This is a genomic window from Variovorax sp. GW822-FHT04A09, from assembly GCF_058801005.1.
The window spans coordinates 681,561-701,163 of the sequence record NZ_JBXAMV010000004.1 but is presented as its reverse complement, the minus strand read 5'-3'; the positions used below and the strand labels follow the sequence as shown (position 1 = coordinate 701,163).

Genomic DNA, 19,603 nt, shown 5'->3' with positions numbered 1-19,603 from the left:
ATGATGGGGGTGTCGTCGCCGGGGAATTCGTACTTGTCGAGGAGTTCGCGAACTTCCATTTCGACCAGCTCGAGCAGTTCCTTGTCGTCGACCATGTCGCACTTGTTCAGGAACACGATGATGTAGCCCACGCCCACCTGGCGAGCCAGCAGGATGTGTTCACGGGTCTGGGGCATCGGGCCGTCGGCGGCCGAGCACACCAGGATGGCGCCGTCCATCTGGGCAGCGCCGGTGATCATGTTCTTCACGTAGTCGGCGTGGCCGGGGCAGTCCACGTGTGCGTAGTGGCGGTTGGCCGTTTCGTACTCGACGTGCGCGGTGTTGATCGTGATGCCGCGGGCCTTTTCTTCAGGCGCTGCGTCGATCTGGTCGTAAGCCTTGGCTTCGCCGCCGAACTTGGCCGACAGCACGGTGGCGATCGCAGCCGTCAGCGTGGTCTTGCCGTGGTCAACGTGACCGATCGTGCCCACGTTCACGTGCGGCTTGGTGCGGGTGAATTTACCTTTTGCCATTTTTCAATCCTTGAAAGAGCATGTCCCGTGTGTTGGTTTTATGTCTGCATCCGATTGCTGGTTCGCCCCGCACGGGAACAGGGCGGCACCGGATCGCAGACAAGAAGGGCCGCGCACTGCGAGGCCCCACATTCTTGAAACTTACTTCGAGCGAGCGGCCACGATGGCTTCGGCGACGTTACGGGGAGCTTCAGCGTAGTGCTTGAACTCCATCGTGTACGTGGCGCGGCCTTGCGTGGCCGAGCGCAGCGTCGTCGAGTAGCCGAACATTTCCGACAGCGGGACTTCAGCCTTGATGAGCTTGCCGCCACCGATCATGTCGTCCATGCCCTGCACCATGCCGCGACGGCTGGACAGGTCGCCCATCACGTTGCCGGCGTAGTCTTCAGGCGTTTCGACTTCCACGGCCATCATCGGCTCGAGGATGACCGGGCTGGCCTTGCGGGCACCTTCCTTGAAGCCGAAGATCGCGGCCATCTTGAACGCCATTTCGTTCGAGTCCACGTCGTGGTACGAACCGAAGTGCAGCGTGACCTTGACGTCGACGACGGGGTAGCCCGCCAGCACGCCTTGGGTCAGTGCTTCGACAACGCCCTTTTCCACGGCGGGGATGTATTCGCGAGGAACCACACCGCCCTTGATAGCGTCGACGAACTCGAAGCCCTTGCCGGCTTCCTGCGGCTCGATCTTCAGGATGACGTGACCGTACTGGCCCTTACCACCCGACTGGCGAACGAACTTGCCTTCGGCTTCTTCGACGGTCTTGCGGATCGTTTCGCGGTAAGCCACTTGCGGCTTGCCCACGTTGGCTTCCACGCCGAATTCGCGCTTCATGCGGTCCACGATGATTTCGAGGTGCAGTTCGCCCATGCCGGAGATGATGGTCTGGCCGGATTCTTCGTCGGTGCGCACGCGGAACGACGGATCTTCCGAAGCCAGGCGCTGCAGGGCGATGCCCATCTTTTCCTGGTCGGCCTTGGTCTTGGGCTCGACGGCCTGCGAGATCACGGGCTCGGGGAATTCCATGCGTTCCAGCGTGATCATGGCGTTCGGGTCGCACAGGGTTTCGCCGGTGGTGACGTCCTTCAGGCCCACGCAAGCGGCGATGTCGCCGGCACGGATTTCTTCGATTTCGAGACGTTCGTTGGCGTGCATCTGCACGATACGGCCGATACGCTCTTTCTTGCCCTTGACCGGGTTGTAGACGGTGTCGCCCTTGCTCAGAACGCCCGAGTACACGCGCACGAAGGTCAGCTGGCCGACGTAGGGGTCGGTCATGAGCTTGAATGCCAGCGCCGAGAACTTCTCGCCGTCGTCGGCCTTGCGGGTCACGTCTTGCTCGTCGTCGTCCGTGCCGTGCACCGGAGGAATGTCCAGCGGCGAAGGCATCAGTTCGATCACGGCGTCGAGCATGCGCTGCACGCCCTTGTTCTTGAACGCGCTGCCGCACAGCATCGGCTGGATTTCGCCGGCGATCGTGCGCGTGCGCAGACCGTGGGTGATTTCCTCGAGCGTCAGGTCACCTTCTTCAAGGTACTTGTTCATCAGCTCTTCCGAAGCTTCGGCCGCGCTTTCGACCATCTTCTCGCGCCATTCCTTGGCCAGCTCGACCAGCTCGGCGGGGATCTCGCGCGTTTCGAACTTCATGCCTTGCGAGGCTTCGTCCCAGAAGATCGCCTTCATCAGACGCAGGTCGACCACGCCCTGGAACTTGTCTTCGGCACCGATCGGAATCACGATCGGCACGGGGTTGGCCTTCAGGCGGTCGACCATCATCTGGCGAACGCGGAAGAAGTTGGCGCCGATGCGGTCCATCTTGTTGACGAACGCCAGACGCGGCACCTTGTACTTGTTGGCCTGGCGCCAGACGGTTTCCGACTGGGGCTGCACGCCGCCGACCGAGTCGTACACCATGACGGCGCCGTCCAGCACGCGCATCGAGCGCTCGACTTCAATGGTGAAGTCCACGTGGCCGGGGGTGTCGATGATGTTGATGCGGTGCTCGGGCAGCGAGTGGTCCATGCCCTTCCAGAAGCAGGTCACGGCAGCCGAGGTGATCGTGATGCCACGCTCTTGCTCCTGCTCCATCCAGTCGGTCGTTGCCGCGCCATCGTGCACTTCGCCGAGCTTGTGGGTCACGCCCGTGTAGAACAGGATACGTTCGGTGGTGGTGGTCTTGCCGGCGTCGATGTGCGCGGAGATACCGATGTTGCGGTAGCGCTCGATGGGGGTCTTGCGGGACATGATGTACTTTCGGGTTTAAATGCGTTGAGCGCTGGGCGTCGAGCACGGGCGATTTCGCCCGGTACTCAACCCCCAACGCTCAAGAGACGTGTGTTTTTTAGAAGCGGAAGTGGCTGAAGGCGCGGTTGGCTTCTGCCATGCGGTGCACTTCGTCGCGCTTCTTCATGGCACCGCCACGGCCTTCCGTGGCTTCCATCAGTTCGTTGGCCAGACGCAGGGCCATCGACTTCTCACCGCGCTTGCGGGCAGCTTCCTTGATCCAGCGCATCGACAGGGCGAGGCGACGGACAGGGCGAACTTCGACCGGCACCTGATAGTTCGCACCACCGACGCGGCGCGACTTCACTTCGACCATCGGCTTCACGTTGTTGATGGCAACGGTGAACGCTTCGAGGGGGTCCTTGTCCGGGTTCTTCTTCTCGATGAAGTCGAGGGCACCGTAGATGATGCGCTCGGCAACAGCCTTCTTGCCGCCTTCCATGATCACGTTCATGAATTTGGACAGCTCGACATTGCCGTACTTGGGATCCGGCAGGATTTCACGTTTGGGGACTTCGCGACGACGTGGCATTTTTCTAACCTCTTTGCTTCAGTTGGCATCGTTTCCGATACCGCGAGAGCCAGTCAGGACTCTCACTTACTCGACCCGACATTGGGTCACTTCGTTCGACAAGCCCGCCAAGGCCATCGAACACCGCTTGTTTTCTGACAGGAAGGCTTAAGCCTTCTTGGGGCGCTTCGCGCCGTACTTGGAACGCGACTGCTTGCGGTCTTTCACGCCTTGCAGGTCGAGCGAACCGCGCACGATGTGGTAACGCACACCGGGCAAGTCCTTGACACGACCGCCGCGAACCAGCACGACGCTGTGTTCTTGCAGGTTGTGGCCTTCGCCGCCGATGTAGGAGATGACTTCGAAGCCATTGGTCAGACGGACCTTGGCAACTTTACGAAGCGCCGAGTTGGGCTTCTTGGGCGTCGTGGTGTAGACGCGGGTGCAGACACCGCGACGTTGCGGCGAGTTCTGCATGGCAGGGCTCTTCGAATTGATCTTTTCGACCGTTCGACCCTGACGCACCAGTTGATTGATGGTTGGCATGAATGAATTAGTCCCAAAACAACCCGACTTTGGTAGTGAAACCGCCCTTGGTCGTGACTCAAGGAAGCCGGGAATAACGAAAACGTGAAACCCTTCGGAAAATTCCGAAAAGCCCACGAGTATAGCAGGCAGGTCTGAAATGGCAATGTCAGGCGCCTGGAGCGCCCGCCACCACCCGTTTCAGCCCTCTTTTTCCTGTCTCTTACTTGATCCAGAGACGCACGGCGTCCCAGGCGCGGCCGAAGACGCCGGCCTGCTCGACCGGCTCCAGGGCGACCAGCGGCACGTCGGCCAGGGGCTGGTCGTCCAGCGTGACCTTGAGCGAGCCGACGGCCTGGTACTTGGTGAACGGCGCGACCAGCGGGTCGGGGCGCGACACCTGCGTCTTGATCTTGCTGGCGGAACCGGTCGGCACCGCGACCACGATGGCCTCGGGGCGGCCCAGCTTCAGCACGTTGGCCTTGCCCTTCCAGACGGCGGGCGTGGCGGCGGGCTGGCCGGCTTCGAACAGGCGCACGGCGTCGTAGGCCGTGTAGCCCCAGTTCAGCAGCTTCTGCGACTCGTTGGCGCGCACGGCCTCGCTGCTGGCCCCCAGCACGATCGACAGCAGGCGGCGGCCGCCGGTCAGGTTCGGGAAGTCGCGCTTGGCGGTGGCGATCATGCAGTAGCCGGCGGCGTCGGTGTGGCCGGTCTTCAGGCCGTCGACGGTCGGGTCGCGGAACAGCAGCAGGTTGCGGTTGGTGTCGTTGGTCGACGGCGTGCCCGGGTAGCGGTACTTCTTGATGGCGTAGTACTTGGCCTCCTCGGGGAAGTCGCGCACCAGGCGCGTGGCCAGGATGCTCAGGTCGCGCGCCGTGGTCGTGTGGCCGGGCGCCGTCAGGCCTTCGGGGTTCTTGTAGGTGGTGTTCTTCATGCCCAGCACCTTGGCCTGGGCGTTCATCATCTCGACGAAGTGCTCCACCGTGCCGCCCACGCCTTCGGCCAACGCCACCGTGGCGTCGTTGCCCGACTGCACGATCACGCCCTTGATCAGGTCTTCCACCGGCACCTGCATCTTGGGGTCGATGAACATGCGCGAACCGGGCATCTTCCAGGCGCGCGGGCTCACCGGCAGGGTCTGGGTCAGCGTGATCTTCTTGGCGCGCAGCGCGTCGAACGCGACGTACGCGGTCATCAGCTTGGTGAGCGAGGCCGGTTCGACGGGGCTGTCGATGTCCTTCTGCGCCAGGATCTGGTTCGCGGTCACGTCCAGCAGCAGGTAGCTGCGCGCGGCGATTTCAGGCGGAGCCGGCATCTGGGCGGCGGCGATCACGCCAACCGAGGCAGCAGCGGTCAGCACCAGTGCGCGAAGCGCAGTGAAAAAACGATTCATGGGGAAGATAAGAAGAGACGAGGACAAGCCTGCAAGGCTTTCATTCGGTGCCCGCGCGCAGATGGCGGGCGACCAGGCTTTTGAGCAGCGGCAATTGTCCGTGAAAGAAATGGCCGCCCCCGGGAATAACCGTGACAGGGAGTGACTGGGGACGCGCCCAGTCCATCACGGCGGCGAGAGGCACGGTGTCGTCGGCTTCGCCATGGACCACCAGCGCGCGCTCGTGCGCCTCGGCCGGCAGCGTGGCCACCGAGAAGCGCGAGGCGGCCGTGCCGACCAGCACCAGCTGCCGCACGTCGCGTGCGGCCCAGAGCTTCTCGGCCGCGCAGCTGGCCACGAACGCACCGAAGGAAAAGCCGGCAATGGCCAATTGGCCTTCGGGCGCGAGCTCGCCGACGACATGCAGCATGTCCTCGAGCTCGCCGCGCCCTTCATCGTGAGCGCCTTCGCTGGCACCCACACCGCGGAAGTTGAAGCGCACGGCCGTCCAGCCGCAGGACACGAAGGCGCGGGCCAGGGTCTGCACGACCTTGTTGTCCATCGTGCCGCCGAACAGCGGGTGCGGATGGGCGATCACCGCGATGCCGCGCGCGTCGCCGGACGGCAGGTCGCGCTGCACCTCGATCACGCCCGCGGCGCCCTGGAGGCTGATTTTTTCGGTCTGGGAGTTCATGGCGCTGGGGTTGGCTGGGCCGGCGATGCCGGCAACGTGCACGGTACGAGCACGGGGTCCGCGGGAAAGTTCAGCGGCCGACGTCGGGCGGCAGCAGCAGCCGCTCGACGACCTGGCCGTTCTTCAGGTGCGACTCGACGATTTCGTCGATGTCCTCGGCGTCCACGAAGGTGTACCAGACCGCCTCGGGGTAGACCACCGCCACGGGCCCGCCCGCGCAGCGGTCGAGGCAGCCGGCCTTGTTGACGCGCACCTTGCCGGGCCCGGCGAGCCCCTGCTCCTTCACCTTGGCCTTGCAGCGGTCAAAGCCTTCCTGCGCGTTGTGCAGGGCGCAGGAGTCTTCGCCATTCTTGCGTTCATTCAGGCAGAAGAAGATGTGGCGGCCGTAGTAGCCGGACGGCGCGGCGGGAGTGGTGCTGGGCATCGACCGATTTTATGAGCGTGCGTGCTCAGGCCGAGGGCGGCGCCGCGACAGCGCGGCCACCACGTAGACCAGCACCGCGAAGGGCCAGCCCCAGCCCAGCCACTGGGCCAGGCCATGGAAGCGGATGAAACGGCCCTGCTCCCAGGTGGCCAGGGTCTGTGCAAAGTAGGCGCTCTCGGGCGCCTGGTTCAGCAGGCTCAGCTGGAGCACGAGCCCCATGAGCAGCAGCGCGCCGCACAAGCGGCGTGGCGCAAAGAGCAGCAGCACGCCCGCGAACACCGCCGCGGCCAGCCCGACCTGCACCGGCAGATCGAGCCAGGCCCACGCATGCTCGGGGCCATAGCTCATGGCCGCCGACAGTGCCGAGGCCGCGACGCCCGCAAGCAGGATGAGCGGCAGCAGCACCGCGCGCTGCACCACGTTGCGTGCCACCAGGTAGCCCAGCAGGCACGGCACCAGCGCCCCGAGCATCACGCACAGCAGCTCCACGGCCGGCACCAGCGGTTCCAGCTCGAACTGGCGCACCGGCAGCCAGTCGATGAAGGGCGTGTCGAGCAGCCACTCGGAAATCGTCGTCTCCAGCCGCTCGAACACCTGGCCGAGGCCGAAGGTGACGGCGGCGGGGAACAGCAGCGCAAAGGGCCAGAGCGCGAGCAGCACAAGCCCACCGCGTGCGTCCTCGACGAACCATTGCGAACGCACGCGGCTCCAGTGCGCGATCGCACCGAGCCGCTCCAGCGCCGCGGCCAGCACCGCGCCGAGCACCGTGCCGGCGGTGTTCAGCCCCAGGTCGACATTGGAAGGAATGCGCGCTGGCAAATAGCTCTGCAGCGTCTCCATGGCAAAGGCGATCGCCGCGCCCGCCACCGTGGCGCGCAACAGCGCACGCCACACACTGTGACTGCTGCCCGTGCGCAGCACGCTCAGCGCGCACAGGAAACCGAAGGGCACGTAGCCCGCCACGTTCACCCCGAAATCGAACCCCGTCCAGTACTTGGGCCAGGGCGCCGACAGGTAGGCCCAGGGCGCGATCCCCTGGTCACGCCAGTCGGCGAAGGGGTACAGGCTGGCATAGACGATCAGCGCCGCATAGGCCAGCGCCAGGGGGAGCGCGGCAGACTTGTGCGGCGTGTCCACCGTCGACACGGGCTCAGAAGGGCTTCACCACCACCAGGATCACGATGCCCAGCAGCAGCAGCACGGGCAACTCGTTGAACCAGCGGTACCAGCGGTCGCTGCGACGGTTGCCGCCCGCCGCGAAACGGCGCAGCAGCACGCCGCAGCCATGGTGGTAGCCGATGGCCACCAGTACCAGGGCGAGCTTGGCGTGCATCCAGCCGTTGCCGGGGCCGCGCCCGATGCCGTAGCCCAGCCAGAGCCAGGCGCCGAACACCAGCGCCGGCACCGCCAGGAAGGTCGTGAACCGCAGCAGCTTGCGCGCCATCAGGAGCAGGCGCTCACGCTCCGCGACCGACTCGGGGGGCACCATCGCCAGGTTGACGAAGATGCGCGGCAGATAGAACAGCCCGGCAAACCAGCTGGCAATGAAAACAATGTGAAGAGATTTGACCCAGAGCATGGCGGCAGTTTAGTGGTGGCTGCACACTGACCCCTTTTCGGGGCCCTTTGCCAAGGTTTCGGGCAAAAAAAAAGCCCGACGTCTTCACGTCGGGCTGGGAAGCCCTTTTGCTGTCACACATCAAGGCACCCGCTCAGGGAGGAAAAGCGGGGAGCGGCAAGCCGCCCGCTTCAGAATTTAACAAAGACGAAACAAGGTTTCAAGCGATTGAGGCAGTTTCTTTGACTTTTACAACAAAAATCTAGAACTTAAGTTCTATTAATTTCCGTAGTTGTCAGACAACTTGCCTCCAGCAGCGCTGGGCTGCGATTTCGCGCTTCAGGCACAATTTTAGATATATGACGTCACCATTTTCCCCGCTCGCGATGTTCCCCGCCGGCCGCCCGCGACGGCTGCGCCGCGATGCCTTCACCCGCAACCTGGTGCGCGAGCATGCGCTGACGACGAACGACCTGATCTACCCGGTGTTCGTGCAGGAAGGCGAGAAGCGCCGCGACGCCGTGCCCTCGATGCCCGGCGTGGACCGCCTGAGCCTGGACCTGCTGCTGCCCGTGGCCGAGCAGTGCGTGCAGGCCGGCATCCCGGTGATGGCGCTGTTCCCGGTGATCGACGCCAGCCTCAAGACGCCTGCGGGCGACGAGGCCTTCAACCCCGACGGGCTGATTCCCCGCGTGGTGGCCGCGCTCAAGGCGCGCTTCCCCGAACTGGGCGTGATGACCGACGTGGCGCTCGACCCCTACACCAGCCACGGCCAGGACGGCCTGTTGGACGACACCGGCTACATCCTCAACGACGCCACCGTTGAAGTTCTAGTGAAGCAGGCACTCACACAATCGCAAGCCGGCGTCGATATTGTGGCGCCGAGCGACATGATGGACGGCCGCATCGGCGCGATCCGCACCGCGCTCGAAGCCCGCGGCGACATCCACACGCGCATCATGGCCTACAGCGCCAAGTACGCCAGCGCCTTCTACGGCCCCTTCCGCGACGCCGTCGGCTCGTCCGCGACGCTCGGCAAGAGCAACAAGAAGGTCTACCAGATGGACCCCGGCAACAGCGACGAAGCCCTGCGCGAGGTCGCCATCGACATCGCCGAAGGCGCCGACATGGTCATGGTGAAGCCCGGCATGCCCTACCTGGACATCGTGCGCCGCGTGAAGGACGAGTTCCGCGTGCCGACCTTCGCCTACCAGGTGAGCGGCGAGTACGCCATGCTGAAGGCCGCGGCCCAGAACGGCTGGCTCGACCACGACGCCGTGGTGCTCGAAAGCCTGCTGGCCTTCAAGCGCGCCGGCGCCGACGGCGTGCTGACCTACTTCGCGCTTGACGCCGCCCGGTTGCTACAAAAATAATAGCTACTGCGGCACGCCTGCCGCACCTCCACGGCACTTCTGGCGTGGAAGAAGAACCACCGGGGGCGAGTGTCCATGCGCATCTTCGAAATCAGCCGCTCGCAGGTCAGCGAGCACGCCTCGCTGGCGCCGCTGGCCGTGCCGGGCGCCTGCGCCGCCGCCAGCTACCTCTGGATTTCGCTGACGCGCGACGAATTCCGCGCCGCCCAGCCCGAGGTGCAGCAGATCCTGCAGACGCTGTGCCAGACCCAGCTGGTCGACCTGCACGTGGCCGACCTGCTCAACGACCAGCTGCCCTCGCACTACGACTACACCTCGCTGTACGACGTGCTGGTGTTCCGCCGCCTGGCCACGGGCAACGGCGCTGAAACCGGCAACACCGGCGAGCCTTCGCTGCCGCAACGCCCGTCGCGCGGCGGCCCGCCGGTGCTGCGCCGCATCGACACCCGCCCCGTCGGCTTCGCGGTGTTCGACCGCGTGCTGCTGTCGGTGCACCCCGAGGACGGCACGGTGCGCGACGCCTTCGCCGCCCGGCTGCTGGCGGCCGCCTCGTCCGACGACCGCGGCACGGCCGCGCTCGACGTGCGCGCCACCTCGGCCCGCCTGCCGGCGAGCCCCGCCGACCTGATGCTGCGCATCGTCAACCTGATCGTCGACGGCTACCTCGACATGCGGCGCGAGCTCACGAAGCAGCTCGACCACTGGCAGACCGAGCTCATCGACCCGCGCAGCCGCTTCACCAACTGGAGCGCGCTGATGGAGGCGCGCCAGTCGCTGCACCGGCTGGACGAGATCTGCGAAGACCAGCGCGCCGCCATGCAGGACTGGATCGATTCGCTCGAAACCCTGCCCGTGCCGCAGGGCGAGACCGCGCAGCGCGAGCGCGACCTGATCATGGTGCGCAGCCGCGACGTGCTGGAGCACATCCAGCGCGTGGTGCACCACGTGCACCGGCTCGAGCAGAACGCCGAGACGGCCGTGCAGATGCACTTCAGCGTCCAGGGCCACCGGGCCAACGACATCATGCGGGTGCTGACCGTGCTCACCGCCATCTTCCTGCCGCTCAACCTCATCGCCGGCATCTTCGGCATGAACTTCGAGTTCATCCCGCTGGTGCACAAGGCGGACGGCTTCTGGATCGCGATGTCGGCCATGCTGGTCATCGCGGTGCTGCTGGTCCTGATCTTCTGGCGCAAGCGCTACCTCGCCCGCACGCGCTGAACGCCCTCCCCACTTCCGAGCGCCCATGAAAAAAGCCACGCAGATGCGTGGCTTTTCTTGTCAGCTCGGGCCGCCCCGGAAGGCGGCTGGCTTCGCGGCCAATTACTTGGCGACGGCGCCCGAACCTTGCTGGGCTTGAACGCGTGCGTCCATCGGATTCACCATGGTCGAGATGACCTTGCTGTTGACGCGCGAACCCGAGGTCACGTTCTGGTCGGGAGCGTAGGCGGTGCGGATGGCTTCGGCTTCGACGATCGAACGGTCCTTCGACACGGCCACGGTTTCCGCGCCGCGCGAACCACGCACGACGTTCTGGTTCGGGGCTGCGGCGGTGCGCTGGGCTTCGGCGTTGACTTCGTCGCGGCTCTTGGACGAGATCACTTGGGTCACGCCTTGGTACGTCTCGGCTTGGGCGCCGGTGGCGGCCAGGAGGGTCAGGGCGGCGGCTGCGAAAATGTGCGAGGTCTTCATGTCTGTTCCTTGTGTTCGGCTAGATGGGATGTCCACCAGGCTTGCACGTTGGCTCGCCTGTGCGGCGAGTGTCAGCCGGAATTCCTTCGGGAAAACACTCGGTTCAGAGACACGGTGTTTCCTGTAGCGAAACAATCAGTCAACAAAGTCGTGCACGCAAAAAACCGGGCACAAGGCGCCTGACTGCTTCCGGCTTACACCAGAACCCCGCGCCGGTCCTATCCGGCAAAACCCCCGAGAATCGGCACACCGCGCTCCCTCGCGAAAAACAACGGGTTTCACTGACATGGACAGTCTCGATCTGATCAAAACCTTCCGGGAAGTCGCCTCGCACGGCAGCTTCTCCCAGGCCGCCAAGCGGCTCGACATGTCGAAGGCCACGGTCAGCAAGTACGTCGCCGAACTCGAGACCCGCTTCGGCGTGCGCCTGCTCAACCGCTCCACGCGTTCCGTCAGCCTCACCGACGCCGGCCAGTTGCTGCTGGAGCGCAGCACGCCGATGCTCGAGATGGTCGAGCTCACCCAGGCCGAACTGCAGGAGCGCGCCAGCCAGCCCGGCGGCCGGCTGCGCATCTCGGCCCCGCACGGGATGGGCAACGGCGAGTTCCCCGACCTGCTGGCCGACTTCATGCGCCACTACCCCGACGTGAGCATCAGCCTGCAGCTGACCAACCGCACCGTCGACCTCGCCGAGGAAGGCATCGACGTCGACATCCGCAGCGGCCCGGTGGAAGACGCCAACCTCATCGTGCGCAAGCTGCGGCTCATCCACATGGTGGTCTGCGCCTCGCCGGTCTACTGGAAGAAGCACGGCAAGCCCGCGCACCCGCAGGAGCTCGCCCACCACGAGGCGCTGACCCATTCGCTGCTGGGCACGCAGCCCGCGTGGCGCTTCGATGACAACGGCCAGCCCCTGGACGTGCAGGTCAAGAGCCGCATGGACTGCACCGAAGGCGCACCGCTGATCCGCGTCGCGATGCGCGGCTTCGGCGTGATCTACCTGCCCTCGCTGCTGGTGCAGTCGCACATCGACAGCGGCGAGCTGGTGCCGGTGCTCGAAGGCTATGCGCGCAAGGACATGTGGCTGTCGGCCGCCTACCTGCAGCGGCGCCACAACAGCGCGGCGCTGCGCGCGCTGCTCGATTTCCTGCAGACGCGGGTCGGCGCCAAGAAATAGAAATGAAAAAGCCCGGCACTGCCGGGCTTTTTTATTGAAGCGTGCCGGATCAGCCGACGTGCTTGGCAAAGAAGGCCAGCACGCGTTCACGCGCCGGCTTCGCCGCCTCGGCGTTGTACGAGCCGCGCTGGTCGCAGTTGAAGCCGTGGTCGGCCTCGTAGACATGCACGTCCACCTCGGGGTGCGCCTTCTTGAAGGCCTCGATGGTGTCCAGCGGAATCCAGTGGTCGCGGTTGCCGAACTGCGCAAGCACCGGCACCTTCGGCTGGCGCGCGCTTTCTTCCGGCGTCGTCATGCCACCACCGTAGTAAGGTGCGGCAGCGGCCAGGCCCGGCAGCAGGGCTGCGGCGCGCCAGACCAGCAGGCCGCCCCAGCAGTAGCCGACGATGCCGACCTTGCCCGCCTTCGAGGCATAGGCGATCGCGGCTTCGAGGTCCTGCAGCACGCCGGGCGCGGGCAGCGCCTCGACCGCAGTCTTGTAGCCGAAGCCGGTCTTCATGTCGTCGTCGCTGTAACCCAGCTCGACGCCGGGCTTGACGCGGTGGAAGGTCGACGGCGCCACGGCCAGGTAGCCGTCGGCCGCATAGCCGTCGGCGACCGAGCGGATGTGCGAGTTCACGCCGAAGATTTCCGGCACCACCACCACGGCACCGCGCGGCGTGCCCGCGGGCTCGGCCACGTAGGCGGGAAAGGTGAAGCCGTCTTTGGCGGTGAGATCGATGAATTGGCCCATGGGGTCCTCCTGAAAACGATGGAATGAAAAAACGGGTGGGCTTGCGCCTTACGCGCGCAACGCCCGCTCGACGAAATCGAGCCGGTCCTGGCCCCAGAAGATCTCGCCGTCGATCACGTAGCTCGGCGCGCCGAACACCTGGATGTCGATCGCTTCCTGCGTGTAAGCCTCGTAACGCTCCTGCACCGCCTGGCTCTGCGATTGCTCGGCGCGCTTGGCCGGCAGGCCGCATTCCGCGACCAGGGCTTCGAGCAGGTTCGGGTCGCCGATGTTCCGCTCCTGCACCCACACGGCCGCGAACACCGCGGCGCTGATGCGCATCGCGGCCTCGGTGCCGTCGTGCAGGTCGACCGCGATGATCAGCCGCGCCGCATCGTCGCCGGCCACCGGAAAGAACTTCGGCTTCGGGTTCAGCGGCAGGCCCAGGTGCTTGGAGAAGCGCGCCAGCTCGAGCAGCCGGTAGGCCTGGCGCTGCGGCGCGCGCTTGCCCAGCGGCAGCCCGCCCGACACGGGGAACACGCTGCCCATGTCGATGGGCCGCACGCGCACGGTGGCGCCGGCGGCCGCGGCGATGGCGGCAAAGCGGGTATGCCCCAGATAGGTCCACGGGCTCTGTGGCGCAAAGTAATAGTCGATGGTCTTGTGCATTCAGTAACCTCCGTGCTTCGCACTGCGGTGCGAGCTGGCTTGGGGCGGCGCGGCGCTCGCGCTGATGCGCCAGCCCTCGGTGATGTAATCCAGGCCGTCGGTTTTAACTGACGCACAGTTTCTCTGCAGGAGGTGGGATTTGGACCAGGTGCTCTTGATCACCGGCGGTGGGCGCGGCATTGGTGCCGCCACGGCCTTGCTCGCCGCGAAGCGCGGCTACGCCGTGGCCGTGAACTACGCCAGCAACTCGCTGGCCGCCGACGAGGTGGTGCGCACCATCCGCGCGGGCGGCGGCACCGCCATGGCGGTGCAGGCCGACGTGGGCGACGAGGCCCAGGTGCTCGCGATGTTCGCGAAGGTCGACGCCAAGCTCGGGCGCCTCACCGCGCTCGTGAACAACGCCGGCGTGGTCGACGTGCAGGCTCGCGTCGACGAAATGAGCGTGGCGCGGCTGGAGCGCATGTTCCGCATCAACGTGATCGGCAGCTTCGTCTGCGCCCGCGAAGCCGTGCGCCGCATGAGCACGAAGCACGGCGGCGAAGGCGGTGCCATCGTCAACATCTCCAGCGGCGCCGCGCGCATCGGCTCGCCCGGCCAGTACGTCGACTACGCGGCCAGCAAGGCGGCCATCGACACCCTGACCATCGGCCTGGCCAAGGAAGTGGCCGACGAAGGCATCCGCGTGAACGCGGTGCGCCCCGGCGTGATCGACACCGACATCCACGCCTCCGGAGGCCAGCCTGGCCGCGCCGCCGAGATGGGCCCAGGCGTGCCGATGAAGCGCAGCGGCACCGCCGAAGAAATTGCCGGCGCCGTCCTGTGGCTGCTCTCGCCCGAGGCCAGCTACACCACCATGGCCCTGCTCGACGTGACCGGAGGACGATAACGATGAGCACCTCCATGGACCTCATCAAGCCGCTGGTCACGCTGGTGGCCATCGTCAACCCGCTGGCCATCGTGCCCTTCTTCATCCACTACACGCAGGACTACTCCGACGCCCAGCGCAAGCGCACGGTGCGCATGTCGGCCTTCAGCGCCTTCGTGGTCATTGCCGTCAGCGCGCTCATCGGGCTGCAGCTGCTGTCCTTCTTCGGCATCTCGATCGCGAGCTTCCAGGTCGGCGGCGGCCTGCTGCTGCTCATGAGCTCGATCTCGATGCTCAACGCGCAACCGGCCGAGAGCAAGACCAACGTCGACGAGCTGCGCGCGGTGGAAGTGAAGGCGTCCATGGGCGCCTCCATCGCGGTGGTGCCGCTCACCATTCCGCTGCTCACCGGCCCGGCCGCCATATCCACCGTGGTGATCTACGCCGACAAGACGCAGCACCTGTGGGAGCTGGGGCTGCTGGTCGGCTATGGCGTGGTCGTAGCGCTGGCGACCGCACTGGCGTTTTCGCTCGCGCAGCCGATCGCGCGGGTGCTCGGCAAGACCGGCATCAACATCATGACGCGGCTGATGGGCCTGATCCTCGCGGCGCTCGCGGTCGAGGTGATGGCCGACGGGCTCGGCAAGCTGTTCCCGATCCTGTCGAAAGTCGCCTGAACCGGTTCGTTCAGGCCAGCATCTTCTCGATGACCTTCCAGTGCGCGGGCTCCACCGGCGTGATCGAGAGCCGGTTGCCCTTGCGCAGGATGACCAGATCGGCCAGCTCGGGCCTGGCGCGCAGCTCGGGCAACGCCAGCAGCCGGGTCTTGCGCACCGCCTGCACATCGACCAGCAGCCAGCGCGGGTCTTCCTGCTTCGCGCCTGCATCGTAGTACGGCGACTTCGGGTCGAACTGCGTCGGGTCGGGCTTGATGGCCGAGGCCACGCGCGCGATGCCGGCAATGCCGGGCTCGGGGCAGCTCGAGTGATAGAACAGCACGCCGTCGCCGACCTTCATGCCGTCGCGCATGAAGTTGCGTGCCTGGTAGTTGCGCACGCCGGTCCACGCCACGGTGGCATCGGGCGCGGCGAGGGCATCGTCGATCGAGACCTCGTCGGGCTCGGATTTCATCAACCAGTACTGGGGCATGGCGGCAGTCTCGCGAAGGGGATTTCGCGGAATATAGCCGCTCGCCCCAGTCCGGGGCGGCCCTCGCTTACGGCGTCACGTAGTCAGAGACGACCACCCACTTGCCGTCCTTGATCTGCGACAGCCGCGACTGGTCGTTGCCCAGGCGCTTGGTGGCGGTGTAGGTGCTCTTCGGGCTGCCGAACATGTCGGGCTCGAAGGTGATGCTGTCCATCGCCTTGATGAAGCTGTCGGTCGTCAGGTTCGGGCCGGCCTTGGTCGCGGCCTTGATGAACGAGTCGATGATCACGTAGCCGTACACCGAGAACACGGTCGGGTCTTCGTTGAACTTGGTCTTGTACTTGTTGGCCCAGAAGCGCAGCGGCTGCGACTGCTCGTCGGTGTAGGGGTTCTGCACCGTCATGGTGGCGTACACGCCGTCCATGGCCTTGCCGCCCAGCTTGTGGATCAGGTCGGTGTAGGCCGCGCTCGAACCCAGGAAGGTCGGATTGAAGCCGGTCTTGCGCGACTCGCCCACCGTGCCGATGGTCTCGCGGATGATGGTGCCGAGCACCACGAGGTCGCAGTTGGCGGCCTTCATCTTGGCGACCTGCGAGCTGAAGTCGGTGGCGCCGCGCTTGAACGAGGTCTTCTCGGCCAGCTCCATGCCCGCGGCCTTCAGGCCGGCCTCGGCGCCGCGCTGCACCTCGAGCCCGAACTCGTCGTCCTGGTAGATCGTGCAGACCTTCTTGGCGCCCTTGTCCTTGATCATCTTGGGCAGCGCCAGGCGGATCTGGTCGTAGTAGGTAGCCGCGAACGAGTACTTCAGCCGGTTCAGCGGCTCGTACATTTCGCGCGCCGCGGTGATGGGCATGTAGTTGACGACGTTCTTGTCGAACTGCACCGGCATCGCCGCCATGTTCTGCGCCGTGCCGATGTGGCCGGCCATGATGAAGATCTTTTCCTGGTTCACCAGCTTCTGCGCCGCCAGCACGGCCTTCTTCGGGTCGTAGCCCGAGTCTTCGACGAAGAGCTTGAGCTTGCGGCCGTTGAGCGTGCCCTGCTCGTTGAGTTCGTCCACGCGCAGCTGCATGCCGTTGCGCGCCTGCTTGCCGAAGCCCGCCAGCGGACCCGACAGGTCCTGGATCGTGCCGATGCGGATCTCGTCCTTGCTCACGCCCTGCTGCTGCGCGGACGCGAGCGTCGCGATCAAGCCCAGCACGGCCAGCGTCGTCAATGTCTTGAGCTTCGTCATAGCGTTGTCTCCTCGGGTTGGCAAAAAAGAGGTCAGCGGTACATGGCGTCGATGCGCTGCGCGTACTTGGTCTGCACCAGCTTGCGCTTGAGCTTCATCGTGGGCGTGAGCTCCTCGTCCTCGGCGCTGAGCTGCGTCTCGAGCAGGAAGAACTTCTTGATCTGCTCGACGCGCGCGAACTTGGCGTTGACGCGATCGATCTCGCCCTGGATCAGGTCCTGCACTTCCTGCGTGCGTGTCAGGCTCTCGTAGTTGCTGAACGGCACGTCGTGGTCCTGCGCGAATTTCTCGACGTTCTCCTGGTCGATCATGACGATCACCGTGAGGTAGGGCCTCTTGTCGCCGATCACCACGGCATCGGTGATGTAGAGGCTGAACTTGAGCTCGTTCTCCAGCTCGCTCGGGGTCACGTTCTTGCCGCCTGCCGTGATGATGATGTCTTTCATCCGGTCGGTGATGCGGAAATACCCGTCCTCGTCCATCACGCCCACGTCGCCCGTGTGCAGCCAGCCGTCGGCATCGATGGTCTCGGCCGTCTTCTCGGGCAGATTCAAATAGCCCATGAAGACATTGGGGCCGCGCACCAGGATCTCGCTGGTGGCCGGATCGATGCGCACCTCGTTGTAGCCGGTGGCCGGGCCGATGGAGCCCGGCTTGATGCGGGTGACGGGCACCGCGGTGGAAGCGCCGCACGACTCCGTCATGCCCCACACCTCGAGCATGGGCACGCCCAGCGCGAGGTACCACTTGACCAGCTCGGGCGAAATGGGCGCCGCGCCGGTCACGAGAAAGCGCGCGCGGTGGATGCCGATGAGCTTGCGCGCGTTGTCCAGCGCCAGCAGCCGCGCCAGCCGGAACTTCAGGCGCAGCCCCGTGCCGATCTCCTGCCCCGCGAGCACCTTGTTGGCGATGGTCTCGCCCACGCCGATGCTCCAGTGGTAGGCCGCCTGCTGCAGCGGGCTGGCCTCCTTCAGCGCGATCATCACGCCCGAATAGAACTTCTCCCACACGCGCGGCACGCCGGTGAACACCGTGGGCGCGATCTCGCGCACGTTCTCGGGCACCGTCTCGGGGTTCTCGACGAAGTTGAGGATCGAGCCCGTGTACATCGCGAAGTACTCGCCGCCCATGCGCTCGGCGATGTGGCACAGCGGCAGGAAGCACATGCGCTCGTCTTTCTCGTCCTGCGCGATGAGCGTGTTGTAGCCGCGCGCGGTGTACACCAGCCCCGCGTGGCTGTGCATGGCGCCCTTGGGCTTGCCGGTGGTGCCCGAGGTGTAGACCAAGATGGCCAGGTCTTCGGGCCGGCACGCGGCCACACTGCGCTCCACCGCCTGCGGGTCGCCCGCCAGGTGCGTGCGGCCGAGGGCGCGCAGCGCATCGAGGCTCATCACGCCCGGGTCGTCGAGCTCGCGCAGGCCTTCCATGTCGAACACGACCACGCGGCGCAGGCCGGGCAGGCTGGCGCGCACTTCGAGCGCCTTGTCGAGCTGCTCGTCGTCTTCCACGAAGAGCACCGTGGTGCGCGAGTCTTCGCACAGGTATTGCACCTGCGAAGCAGCGTCGGTCGGGTAGATGCCGTTGGAGACACCACCGCAGCTGAGCACGGCCAGGTCGGCCAGCACCCATTCGATGACGGTGTTCGAAAGAATGGATGCGCACTCGCCGCGCGTGAAGCCGATGGCCTGCAGGCCGGCCGCGATCTCGCGCACGGCCTCGGCGGTCTGGCGCCAGCTCCAGCTGCGCCAGATGCCCAGCTCCTTCTGCCGCATCCAGATGTTGTCGCCGCGCTGGCGCACGGCGTTCCAGAACATGGCCGACAGCGTGTCGCCGGGCACGAGGATGTCGTGGCCGGGTTCGATGGTTCGCAGATCCCAGAGTCCTTGCATGGCGACGGCTACCTCCAGGTCTTCTTCTTTTTCCAGCGCCGCTCGCCGCGCACGCCGTCGTCCTTGACACCGAGGTAGAACTCCTTGATGTCGTCCTTCTCGCGCAGACGTTCGCACGAGTCTTCCATGACGATGCGGCCGTTCTCCAGCACATAGCCGTGGTCGGCCGCGTTGAGCGCCATGTTCGCGTTCTGCTCCACCAGCAGGATGGTGGTGCCGCGCTCGCGGTTGATGCGCACCACGATCTCGAAGATCTCCTTGGTGAGCTTGGGGCTCAGGCCCAGGCTGGGTTCGTCCAGAAGAATGAGGTGCGGCGCCGCCATGATGGCGCGCGAGATGGCCAGCATCTGCTGCTGCCCGCCCGAGAGCAGGCCGGCGTCCTGCGTGGCGCGCTCGCGCAGGATCGGGAAGTAAGTAAAGACGGTCTCGATGTCCCGCGCCACGCCGTCGCGGTCCTTGCGGGTGTAGGCGCCCATCAGCAGGTTGTCCTTCACCGACAGCAGCGGGAACACCTCGCGCCCTTCGGGCACGTGGCTCAGCCCCTGCTGCACGATGAAGGCCGGGTCTTTCGCCGTGATGTCCTGGCCCTGGAACTCGATGCTGCCCTTGCGCGGATCGATGATCCCGGAGATGGTCTTGAGGATCGTCGTCTTGCCCGCGCCGTTGGAGCCCAGCACCGTCGCGATCTCGCCCTTGCGCACCTTCAGGCTCACGCCCCGGATGGCCTTGATCGGACCGTAGGCGCTTTCGACATTGAGCAGTTGGAGTACGACGTCGCTCATGCGTGTGCTCCCGAGTTCAAGGCGGAACGCGCAGAACCATCACGCCACGACGAAGCCCGGTGCGCGGTGCGGCGTGGGCGCCCCCTCTGTGCCGCCGAGGAGCGCAGCGTTTCGCGGATCAGGGCTCGCAGCTGTTTGAGCGAAGCGAGTTCTGCGAGACCCCGCGAAACGCGAGCACCGCA

The 19,603-nt window shown here is 65.6% G+C and carries 21 protein-coding genes; 5 read left to right on the top strand and 16 right to left on the bottom strand.

All coding sequences use genetic code 11. The features are described 5' to 3' along the window. The 9 genes from AC1RLW_RS23440 to AC1RLW_RS23400 form a co-directional block, all read right to left on the bottom strand. The coding region (locus AC1RLW_RS23440) for a GTP-binding protein (protein WP_493195323.1) at positions 1-512 on the bottom strand (512 nt) is incomplete at its 3' end. 141 nt (positions 513-653) lie between these two features. Then, positions 654-2,756 (bottom strand): elongation factor G, encoded by a 2,103-nt coding sequence (fusA, locus tag AC1RLW_RS23435; protein WP_062478855.1) that lies wholly within the window; start codon positions 2,754-2,756, stop codon positions 654-656. A 97-nt stretch (positions 2,757-2,853) separates the two neighbouring features. Beyond that, positions 2,854-3,327 (bottom strand): 30S ribosomal protein S7, encoded by a 474-nt coding sequence (gene rpsG / locus AC1RLW_RS23430; protein ID WP_007829591.1) that lies wholly within the window; start codon positions 3,325-3,327, stop codon positions 2,854-2,856. Between the two features lie 147 nt (positions 3,328-3,474). Next, the gene (gene rpsL, locus AC1RLW_RS23425; protein ID WP_013543948.1) at positions 3,475-3,852 is read right to left on the bottom strand and encodes a 30S ribosomal protein S12; all 378 of its coding nucleotides are present in this window, start codon (positions 3,850-3,852) and stop codon (positions 3,475-3,477) included. A 202-nt stretch (positions 3,853-4,054) separates the two neighbouring features. After that, positions 4,055-5,224 (bottom strand): D-alanyl-D-alanine carboxypeptidase family protein, encoded by a 1,170-nt coding sequence (locus tag AC1RLW_RS23420; RefSeq protein WP_062478853.1) that lies wholly within the window; start codon positions 5,222-5,224, stop codon positions 4,055-4,057. A gap of 40 nt (positions 5,225-5,264) precedes the next feature. Beyond that, positions 5,265-5,897 carry an alpha/beta hydrolase gene (locus tag AC1RLW_RS23415; protein ID WP_493195319.1) on the bottom strand — a complete coding sequence of 211 codons (633 nt, stop codon included), beginning with the start codon at positions 5,895-5,897 and terminating at the stop codon, positions 5,265-5,267. A gap of 70 nt (positions 5,898-5,967) precedes the next feature. Beyond that, positions 5,968-6,321 (bottom strand): (2Fe-2S) ferredoxin domain-containing protein, encoded by a 354-nt coding sequence (locus AC1RLW_RS23410; RefSeq protein WP_062478851.1) that lies wholly within the window; start codon positions 6,319-6,321, stop codon positions 5,968-5,970. Between the two features lie 9 nt (positions 6,322-6,330). Continuing rightward, positions 6,331-7,458: a VanZ family protein gene (locus AC1RLW_RS23405; RefSeq protein ID WP_307697110.1), complete on the bottom strand. Its 1,128-nt coding sequence runs from the start codon at positions 7,456-7,458 to the stop codon at positions 6,331-6,333. A gap of 13 nt (positions 7,459-7,471) precedes the next feature. Next, complete coding sequence (locus AC1RLW_RS23400) at positions 7,472-7,900, bottom strand: CopD family protein (protein WP_062478845.1); 429 nt, start codon at positions 7,898-7,900, stop codon at positions 7,472-7,474. Between the two features lie 338 nt (positions 7,901-8,238). Here AC1RLW_RS23400 and hemB point away from each other — a divergent pair, with 338 nt between their 5' ends. Together hemB and AC1RLW_RS23390 are read left to right on the top strand one after the other, a co-directional pair. After that, the gene (gene hemB, locus AC1RLW_RS23395; RefSeq protein ID WP_235944285.1) at positions 8,239-9,252 is read left to right on the top strand and encodes a porphobilinogen synthase; all 1,014 of its coding nucleotides are present in this window, start codon (positions 8,239-8,241) and stop codon (positions 9,250-9,252) included. Positions 9,253-9,327: 75 nt separating this feature from the next. Next, positions 9,328-10,473 (top strand): magnesium transporter CorA family protein, encoded by a 1,146-nt coding sequence (locus AC1RLW_RS23390; RefSeq protein WP_493195318.1) that lies wholly within the window; start codon positions 9,328-9,330, stop codon positions 10,471-10,473. A gap of 102 nt (positions 10,474-10,575) precedes the next feature. Here AC1RLW_RS23390 and AC1RLW_RS23385 read toward each other — a convergent pair whose 3' ends face one another. Continuing rightward, positions 10,576-10,944 carry a hypothetical protein gene (locus AC1RLW_RS23385; RefSeq protein ID WP_062478764.1) on the bottom strand — a complete coding sequence of 123 codons (369 nt, stop codon included), beginning with the start codon at positions 10,942-10,944 and terminating at the stop codon, positions 10,576-10,578. Positions 10,945-11,230: 286 nt separating this feature from the next. Here AC1RLW_RS23385 and AC1RLW_RS23380 point away from each other — a divergent pair, with 286 nt between their 5' ends. Next, positions 11,231-12,121: a LysR family transcriptional regulator gene (locus AC1RLW_RS23380; protein ID WP_070061881.1), complete on the top strand. Its 891-nt coding sequence runs from the start codon at positions 11,231-11,233 to the stop codon at positions 12,119-12,121. 49 nt (positions 12,122-12,170) lie between these two features. Here AC1RLW_RS23380 and AC1RLW_RS23375 read toward each other — a convergent pair whose 3' ends face one another. After that, entirely contained in the window at positions 12,171-12,854 is a 684-nt protein-coding gene (locus tag AC1RLW_RS23375; RefSeq protein WP_159274734.1) for a dienelactone hydrolase family protein, read from the bottom strand. A 48-nt stretch (positions 12,855-12,902) separates the two neighbouring features. Next, on the bottom strand, positions 12,903-13,502 hold the full coding sequence (locus AC1RLW_RS23370; protein ID WP_139700430.1) for a 2-hydroxychromene-2-carboxylate isomerase: 600 nt from the start codon (positions 13,500-13,502) through the stop codon (positions 12,903-12,905). 139 nt (positions 13,503-13,641) lie between these two features. On the opposite strand from AC1RLW_RS23370, the gene AC1RLW_RS23365 reads away from it, so the two are divergent. Then, positions 13,642-14,388, top strand: coding sequence for an SDR family oxidoreductase (locus tag AC1RLW_RS23365; protein ID WP_307697106.1), 747 nt, complete (start codon positions 13,642-13,644; stop codon positions 14,386-14,388). 2 nt (positions 14,389-14,390) lie between these two features. Beyond that, complete coding sequence (locus AC1RLW_RS23360) at positions 14,391-15,044, top strand: MarC family protein (RefSeq protein ID WP_056576614.1); 654 nt, start codon at positions 14,391-14,393, stop codon at positions 15,042-15,044. A 10-nt stretch (positions 15,045-15,054) separates the two neighbouring features. Here AC1RLW_RS23360 and AC1RLW_RS23355 read toward each other — a convergent pair whose 3' ends face one another. The 4 genes from AC1RLW_RS23355 to AC1RLW_RS23340 all read right to left on the bottom strand — a co-directional run bounded on the left by AC1RLW_RS23355 (position 15,055) and on the right by AC1RLW_RS23340 (position 19,421). After that, positions 15,055-15,516, bottom strand: a complete 462-nt coding sequence (locus AC1RLW_RS23355; protein WP_493195315.1) for an EVE domain-containing protein — start codon at positions 15,514-15,516, stop codon at positions 15,055-15,057. Between the two features lie 67 nt (positions 15,517-15,583). Continuing rightward, positions 15,584-16,750: an ABC transporter substrate-binding protein gene (locus tag AC1RLW_RS23350; RefSeq protein ID WP_062478783.1), complete on the bottom strand. Its 1,167-nt coding sequence runs from the start codon at positions 16,748-16,750 to the stop codon at positions 15,584-15,586. 32 nt (positions 16,751-16,782) lie between these two features. After that, the gene (locus tag AC1RLW_RS23345; RefSeq protein WP_493195313.1) at positions 16,783-18,639 is read right to left on the bottom strand and encodes an AMP-dependent synthetase/ligase; all 1,857 of its coding nucleotides are present in this window, start codon (positions 18,637-18,639) and stop codon (positions 16,783-16,785) included. A gap of 8 nt (positions 18,640-18,647) precedes the next feature. After that, on the bottom strand, positions 18,648-19,421 hold the full coding sequence (locus tag AC1RLW_RS23340) for an ABC transporter ATP-binding protein (protein WP_056576626.1): 774 nt from the start codon (positions 19,419-19,421) through the stop codon (positions 18,648-18,650). Between the last annotated feature and the right edge of the window lie 182 nt (positions 19,422-19,603).

Coding starts and splice junctions, on each gene's coding strand:
- fusA (WP_062478855.1), bottom strand. CDS start 2,756: ATGTCCCGCAAGACCCCCATCGAGCGCTACCGCAACATCGGTATCTCC.
- rpsG (WP_007829591.1), bottom strand. CDS start 3,327: ATGCCACGTCGTCGCGAAGTCCCCAAACGTGAAATCCTGCCGGATCCC.
- rpsL (WP_013543948.1), bottom strand. CDS start 3,852: ATGCCAACCATCAATCAACTGGTGCGTCAGGGTCGAACGGTCGAAAAG.
- AC1RLW_RS23420 (WP_062478853.1), bottom strand. CDS start 5,224: ATGAATCGTTTTTTCACTGCGCTTCGCGCACTGGTGCTGACCGCTGCT.
- AC1RLW_RS23415 (WP_493195319.1), bottom strand. CDS start 5,897: ATGAACTCCCAGACCGAAAAAATCAGCCTCCAGGGCGCCGCGGGCGTG.
- AC1RLW_RS23410 (WP_062478851.1), bottom strand. CDS start 6,321: ATGCCCAGCACCACTCCCGCCGCGCCGTCCGGCTACTACGGCCGCCAC.
- AC1RLW_RS23400 (WP_062478845.1), bottom strand. CDS start 7,900: ATGCTCTGGGTCAAATCTCTTCACATTGTTTTCATTGCCAGCTGGTTT.
- hemB (WP_235944285.1), top strand. CDS start 8,239: ATGACGTCACCATTTTCCCCGCTCGCGATGTTCCCCGCCGGCCGCCCG.
- AC1RLW_RS23390 (WP_493195318.1), top strand. CDS start 9,328: ATGCGCATCTTCGAAATCAGCCGCTCGCAGGTCAGCGAGCACGCCTCG.
- AC1RLW_RS23385 (WP_062478764.1), bottom strand. CDS start 10,944: ATGAAGACCTCGCACATTTTCGCAGCCGCCGCCCTGACCCTCCTGGCC.
- AC1RLW_RS23380 (WP_070061881.1), top strand. CDS start 11,231: ATGGACAGTCTCGATCTGATCAAAACCTTCCGGGAAGTCGCCTCGCAC.
- AC1RLW_RS23375 (WP_159274734.1), bottom strand. CDS start 12,854: ATGGGCCAATTCATCGATCTCACCGCCAAAGACGGCTTCACCTTTCCC.
- AC1RLW_RS23370 (WP_139700430.1), bottom strand. CDS start 13,502: ATGCACAAGACCATCGACTATTACTTTGCGCCACAGAGCCCGTGGACC.
- AC1RLW_RS23360 (WP_056576614.1), top strand. CDS start 14,391: ATGAGCACCTCCATGGACCTCATCAAGCCGCTGGTCACGCTGGTGGCC.
- AC1RLW_RS23355 (WP_493195315.1), bottom strand. CDS start 15,516: ATGCCCCAGTACTGGTTGATGAAATCCGAGCCCGACGAGGTCTCGATC.
- AC1RLW_RS23350 (WP_062478783.1), bottom strand. CDS start 16,750: ATGACGAAGCTCAAGACATTGACGACGCTGGCCGTGCTGGGCTTGATC.
- AC1RLW_RS23345 (WP_493195313.1), bottom strand. CDS start 18,639: ATGCAAGGACTCTGGGATCTGCGAACCATCGAACCCGGCCACGACATC.
- AC1RLW_RS23340 (WP_056576626.1), bottom strand. CDS start 19,421: ATGAGCGACGTCGTACTCCAACTGCTCAATGTCGAAAGCGCCTACGGT.